This is a genomic window from Microcoleus sp. F4-D5, from assembly GCF_036704885.1.
In the GTDB taxonomy this organism is placed as follows: domain Bacteria; phylum Cyanobacteriota; class Cyanobacteriia; order Cyanobacteriales; family Microcoleaceae; genus Microcoleus.
In genome coordinates, this window is sequence record NZ_JAUBSX010000151.1 from 1 (window position 1) to 6074 (window position 6074).

Consider the following 6074-nt stretch of genomic DNA (forward strand, 5'->3'; position numbering starts at 1 on the left):
AATCTTATTAGTCTTGGTTACTTCATTGGCTAATTCATCCTTGTGTTCCTCTTGGGTCACTTTTTCAGCAATCCCTAACTAATAAATAAGCGGTCACATAAAACCGCTTAGAGTCCAGGCATTAGTTACATCTTTCTTAACAAAAAATGAGTACATCCCGCAAAATCCAGCAGATCGCACTCGTGGCAAGTCTCCTGTGGTCATCTACATCCATAAGCAGCTTTGCTGCTACCAACTCGATTACCTCTGAAAAGTTTCAGTCAGACACGGTAAAACTTCCTGTGGAAAGTATTCCATCTAGGCAGTTAAATTTAACACCAGATACTTATTTAATTGCTGGTGAGATCAGGGATATGATGAGTAGAGTACCTGGGGGATATGCCACGTTCAAAGCATTTGACGAGATATGGAAGAATCCAGCAGACAGGAAGAAAAGATTATTTGATTACTGCAACACTCAAAAAGTGTTATCAGTTAAGCTATGTTTTAGAATGCTAACAGTTTGGGCAGACGATACAGGGGAATCTGCCAACCGTAAGGACTCCGATGAGCTAGACAATATATTTGATGAAGCAAGAAAAATGTAAAGGTAAAATAATCCATAATGCGTGAAAGTGAAATCTCTTTGACTTTGGGAACATTACCAACTTAGTGCTGCTCCATTTCACTGTTCAAAAACTTGAAGAAAAAGCGATATAGCCCACTCGACGGGCGCGATCGCTTTTTTTCGGAGTGCGCAGGCAACGCCCGTCGTAGATTTCGCTTTTTGTTTACGAGAGAGCCATTGATTGAGGTGCTCACATTGATTTTCCTTAATAATAAATAATTAATGTTTTTTAGCTTGTTCAGTTTGAGTAACTAAGGCATAATCTGAGCAACGTAAATTATTCTATTTCCCCTTATCCATAGCCAGTCTAAATTATGTCTGGATACTTTGCCACATCATTGGTGCAGTTCTGCCAATCTTCTGGGCTAGAGATGAATGTTCACTTTTTCTTAGAAGAAAAGCCAACGAGACAAGAGCAGAAATTGAACACTTTAAGTAAGTATGTTCAGAAATATCCCCAAGGATGGAAAAAAAGGTTAGAATTAGCTAATTTGCTTTACCAGATGGGAGACTGGCAACAAGCGGTTGCCGAATATCATCAAGTGATTGAGCGACAACTGCAATTAATGGGTGTGCGGCTGCAACTAGGGAAACTATTGCAGCTAATGAAACGAGAAAAAGAGGCAATAGAAGTCTATGAAAAAGCCTTGTCGTGTTCCGAAAACGAAGCGACTCAGCATCATATCAAGGGATTGATTGCAGTTTGTCGGGGTGAGAGTGACAAAGCAATTATTGCCTTTAATTTAGCAACTCATTTAGAACCTGAAAAAGTCGTTCACCGGCTGGCTTTGGCACAGGTGCATCAGCAGATAGAAAATCATCTTGGCGTGCTCAGTGCTGTGGAGCAAATTTTGGCAATCAACCCAGATGATTTTGTGGCGTTGATTTACAGCCATGATGCGAATCTGGCGGTGGGGGATATGAGCGCCGCAACAGAGCAGTTGAGCAAGCTTATAGCTCTATTTCCGAATGATTTTAGGGTACTCCAACGACAAATTGAGCAACGTCTTCAGATGAGATTAGTTTCTGGTGAAGAGGGGAAACTGACGAAAAAGATGATTACCTCTTTACTGCTACAAACTCCTCATGGGGCTGAGGCTCACAATTCTCTGGGCTATTATCACATTTTCCGGGGAGATTGGCGGCAAGGTGTGGAGGTGTTGGCAGAGTTTACCGCCCAACACCCCAATCATCCTTATGGTTGGTATTACTATGGCTGGTGCTTATACGACACGGGAGAATATCAAAAGGCAGCACACATGATGGCGAATGCTTATCAACTGTATCCCGATGATTGTGCAATTTATCGGGCATTGTGTGAAATTTTACCGGTTGCCAAACGCTGGGAAGAATTGCGTTTTGTGGTAGAACAGATGCTGAAACGATTTCCTGAACGTTGGAGTGTTTGGGCGATTACGGGGCGGGTGTTGGTGGAACACTTCAAAGAGATTGAACGAGGATGTAGTGTTTCTGAGCAGGGCACAAAACTTCAGCCGCAGTTAGTTGATACTTGGTTTCGTCATGGGCGGGTGTTGGCTTTGGCGCTTAAACATCAAGAAGCGGTGGAGGCGTTGGAGAAAGGATGGAAGTTGTTACCAGCGGGAATTTCTCTGCAATTCGTGCCGACGGCGCTGTGGCTGGCGGAGAGTTACCAGGTGCTGGGGGATGTTGGGGCTAGTCAGCGCTGGTGGAAAGTTGCCGGTGAGGGATGTCAGGAATTGAGAGCGTTTAACGGGGCTATGGCTGATTACTGGTTAGGGAGAGCCTTGGTGGGGTTGAAGGATCCGTTGGGAGCGATACAGGCTTATGAAAGTGCTTTGAGTCAGCAGTTGTTGTATCCGGCTCGCGGGGAGGTTGAGAAAAGTTTGCTGCGGTTGAAGGGTAAGAGGGGCAAGGGTTATAGGGGTTGAGGGTGGGTTTTTGGGGAGAAAAATTGCTCGTAACTCGAAAAATTCCCAAATTGGGGTTGGGAAACGTCTAAAAGATGTGGGAAGAAAAACCACTGCGTTATTTGAAAAGTACGAGAAAAAGGAGATTTTTATGGGTGTAGCTTGGATTACAGATATTTACCAGTTTAGTAACAGACCAGTCTTTATGCGATCTCGTGATGATCAGCACAATGGGGTGGTTTATGGTGAAGATTTTAATGACCGAAAGTGGCATCATATACCGAATGGAGTTCACAAAACTAATTATTTTGCTGTCCCTTGGTTTTACTTAAGTGAGAACCATCACTACAAGATTATTAGTTTTTATGAGGAGGTGATGGATCACCCAGATAGCATTGCAGGGATTCGTTTGTATACTACTAAGTTTGAGGGACAAGATAGTATTTTTTATGTAGATCAAATGGGAAAAACATTTGTAAAAACAGCATTAGGTAATGGTTCTGATACTAACTGCAAACTTGTATTCCCCCCTGAAGGTGGGTTTTACATCGAGCCTATCAACACAGGAAATCCCGATCCATTCACTATCTTGGACAAAACAGGAAAAGCTGTACAGGCAACAGTTAATCTGATTTCTCAGATAACACAAACGGTTGCCTCCGCAGCACCTTTATTCATCTAGTGCGATCGCTCTCTTCGTAACGCACCTTCTCATTTGTCGGTGCGATGTCTACAATGCCCTCTCGCCAGAGAACGATCGCGGAAGATAATGAGAGATTGATACCATTTTTTTAAAGTTATGCTAGACTTGTCTCAAAAGTAAAGGAGAATATTAAAATGTCTGGTCGTCCTCATATAACGATTACCGAATCTGTAGAGGTATTGCTAGAGATTCGGAAACACCAAAAAAGAATCTTAGCATATAATAAAATTCAAATGCTTTATTTATTTCAGTCAAAACAAGTAGAAACAGTCCGAGAAGTATCGTCTATTTTGGGCAAAAATGAAACTACTATTCATCGCTGGCTCTTTCAATATAAAGAAGGTGGCATAGAAAATTTGTTAAAAAATCGACAGATTTTTGGCAGACCCAAAAAGTTTTCCGTAGAAGTAGCGGCTTTAGTACAACAAGAATTGAGAGACCCCGAAGGGTTTTCTAGTTATAAAGAAGTTCATCTCTGGCTCTGGTTAATCAAAGAGATACCTAGTAGTTATCAAGCTGTATACTCCTTGGTAAAAGGGGAGTTGAAAAGTAAATTAAAAATCCCAAGACCCCGGAGTAGCGAACAAAAATCAACGGCAATCAATGAATTTAAAAATACACTGCATCAACAAATAAAAGCTTTACTGGTCAAGGTTCCTGAGCAAGTAAAGAAATACAAAAAGTGGATTTTATGGTGCAGTGACGAAACTCGATTAGGACTACATACGATACAGAGGCGAAAGCTGACATTACGGGGTGTAAAACCCGTAGGAAGACATCAATGGAAATTTAAATGTTTCTGGCTTTACGGAGCAGTATCCCCATCTACTGGGAGAAGTTTTTTTTGGGAGTTTTCGCATTTAGATCGAGTTTGTTTTCAAGCATATTTGGAGCAATTGTCGCTTGAATATCCCAATGAATTGCAGATAATTCAAGTCGATAATGCTCCCGGTCATCTTTTAAGCACATCGGAATTGCCAGACAATATTATTTTACTGTTTCAGCCTCCTCATTGTCCTGAAGTGAATCCAACAGAAAGAGTTTGGGAATACATCAAAGAATTTTTAGGTTGGTTAGTCTTTAGTAATCTTGACGAACTCCGCGTAAAAGTTCAGGAAATCTTAGCATCTTTAACGAATCATGTCATTGGTTTTCTTACAGGATGGTCTTGGATTTTACATTCTTTATCTCTAGCACATCTTTAAAAAAATGGTATGAGTGCGATTGCGCGAAGCGCACCAGCAGAGCTGATCGCACTTCTTAGTGATTGTACAAAGGCGATCGCTTTTTCTTTACGGCAGAGCGATCGCTTTGAGGAAATGGGAAATGCGATCTGAAGCGCTGCTGCTCTTCAGATCGCTTTTTATTTACAGGAGAGCGATCGCTCTTTTGTGGAGAGAAGGGCGATGGTGAAACGTCCACTGTATGCGATCGCACTTCTTCCTGATGACAAAAAGGCGATCGCTTTTTCTTCACGAGAGAGCGTAGGCGTAGCCAGTCGTAGACATCGCTTTAGGGAAATTGGAAATGCGATCGCTTTTTTGTCGAGAGAATAGCGATCGCATTCTAATCATTGAACTGGTGTAAAACCATAAGGAGACAAAACTATGTGTACGCGAATACTATGGACAGGAAAGGTTGGTGACAAATCTTCTTCAGTCTGCGGTCGTAATATGGACTGGGGTTTTGATATGGAAGAAAAGCTCTGGGTCTTTCCTGCTGGACTAAAACGGAAAAGTGATGTCAAGGGCAAATTTATAGGGTGGGTCTCAAAATATGGCAGCATTGCTGCTTCTGTGTACGATCAGGGCACAAGTGACGGAATGAATGAAAAGGGATTAGCAATTCATGCTAATTGGCTTACTGAAAGTTATTATGGGGAGCGTGATGAAAGCAAACCAGGGCTTGATGGCAATCGAGGACTGCAATATTTCCTTGATAACTTTGCCACCGTTAGGGAAGTTGTTGAACACTTGGAAAAAAATAAAGATCTGCAATTTGTCCCAACCAAGATAAAAAAGGGAAATGGGGAACAGGAAGTCCAATGCCACCTGGCGATGGAAGATGCTCAGGGTGAGTCGGTCATTATCGAGTATCTTAAAAATGGAGATAGTGTAGAAAGAGACATCTACTACAGTGGCGACATTCTTAATTATTCGATGCAGTACAATGTCCTGACTAATTCTCCTCCCTTCAAAGAACAGCTTTTAAATCTCCAGAAGTACGAAGGGTTTGGTGGTGAGCTAGACTTGCCTGGTACTACTGCTGCTGCTGACCGTTTTGTTCGTGGTGTCTTTTATTTAAAGAGTCTCCCTGAGCCAGCAAACCAACGGGAAGCGATCGCTGGGGTTTTAAGTGTGATGCGTTCTACCGCACAACCGTTTCGAGTACCAGACTCCGGTGCTTATGCCTCATCAACCCGATGGCGTACAGTCGCTGCTCTCACAGAAAAACTCTATCTGTACGAATCATCCCTTTATCCAACTCTGATCTGGCTTGATGCCAAGAAGTTAGACTTCAAAGAAGGCAGTGGTGTTCGTGTCTTCGATCTGGCCAAGAATCGGGAAGCGATCGGTGATGTATCCGAGAAATTGACACCTGCCGAAGATCTGTTTGGGAACAACGTATCCACTGATAGCTTGCACCTCTATGTACGCACCCATATAAGCTAATCGTCATTCATTTTTCTAGTGCGATCGCTTGCTCTTGTAGGGTGCGATCGCTCTCTTCGTAACGCACCTTCTCAATTGTCGGTGCGATGTCTACGAAGCCCTCTCGCTCTCTGAGCGATCGCACTTCTTATACCATTTTTCTAAAGATGTGCTAGAGATAAAGAATGTAAGATCCAAGACCATCCTGTGAGAAAACCAATGAC

General features: G+C 42.5%; 7 protein-coding genes. All 7 read left to right on the forward strand.

Features of this window, described 5'->3' with window-relative positions:
• Positions 1-146 precede the first annotated feature (146 nt).
• The 7 genes from QUA80_RS32790 (at position 147) to QUA80_RS32820 (ending at position 5871) form a co-directional block, all read left to right on the forward strand.
• Positions 147-587 (forward strand): hypothetical protein, encoded by a 441-nt coding sequence (locus QUA80_RS32790; RefSeq protein WP_333429088.1) that lies wholly within the window; start codon positions 147-149, stop codon positions 585-587.
• Positions 588-921: 334 nt separating this feature from the next.
• A complete protein-coding gene (locus tag QUA80_RS32795; protein WP_333429089.1) occupies positions 922-2517 on the forward strand; it encodes a tetratricopeptide repeat protein in 1596 nt (531 codons plus the stop codon).
• 10 nt (positions 2518-2527) lie between these two features.
• A complete protein-coding gene (locus QUA80_RS32800) occupies positions 2528-3178 on the forward strand; it encodes a hypothetical protein (protein WP_333429090.1) in 651 nt (216 codons plus the stop codon).
• A 155-nt stretch (positions 3179-3333) separates the two neighbouring features.
• Positions 3334-4404, forward strand: coding sequence for an IS630 family transposase (locus QUA80_RS32805; protein WP_333429091.1), 1071 nt, complete (start codon positions 3334-3336; stop codon positions 4402-4404).
• Positions 4405-4413: 9 nt separating this feature from the next.
• Positions 4414-4536 (forward strand): hypothetical protein, encoded by a 123-nt coding sequence (locus QUA80_RS32810; protein ID WP_333429092.1) that lies wholly within the window; start codon positions 4414-4416, stop codon positions 4534-4536.
• Between the two features lie 69 nt (positions 4537-4605).
• Positions 4606-4755: a hypothetical protein gene (locus QUA80_RS32815; protein WP_333429093.1), complete on the forward strand. Its 150-nt coding sequence runs from the start codon at positions 4606-4608 to the stop codon at positions 4753-4755.
• Between the two features lie 51 nt (positions 4756-4806).
• Positions 4807-5871, forward strand: a complete 1065-nt coding sequence (locus QUA80_RS32820) for a linear amide C-N hydrolase (protein ID WP_333429094.1) — start codon at positions 4807-4809, stop codon at positions 5869-5871.
• The last annotated feature ends 203 nt before the right edge of the window (positions 5872-6074 follow it).

Excerpts from the sequence above, each read along its gene's own strand:
- QUA80_RS32795 (WP_333429089.1), top strand. The coding sequence starts at position 922 with ATGTCTGGATACTTTGCCACATCATTGGTGCAGTTCTGCCAATCTTCT.
- QUA80_RS32810 (WP_333429092.1), top strand. The coding sequence starts at position 4,414 with ATGAGTGCGATTGCGCGAAGCGCACCAGCAGAGCTGATCGCACTTCTT.
- QUA80_RS32805 (WP_333429091.1), top strand. The coding sequence starts at position 3,334 with ATGTCTGGTCGTCCTCATATAACGATTACCGAATCTGTAGAGGTATTG.
- QUA80_RS32790 (WP_333429088.1), top strand. The coding sequence starts at position 147 with ATGAGTACATCCCGCAAAATCCAGCAGATCGCACTCGTGGCAAGTCTC.
- QUA80_RS32820 (WP_333429094.1), top strand. The coding sequence starts at position 4,807 with ATGTGTACGCGAATACTATGGACAGGAAAGGTTGGTGACAAATCTTCT.
- QUA80_RS32815 (WP_333429093.1), top strand. The coding sequence starts at position 4,606 with ATGGTGAAACGTCCACTGTATGCGATCGCACTTCTTCCTGATGACAAA.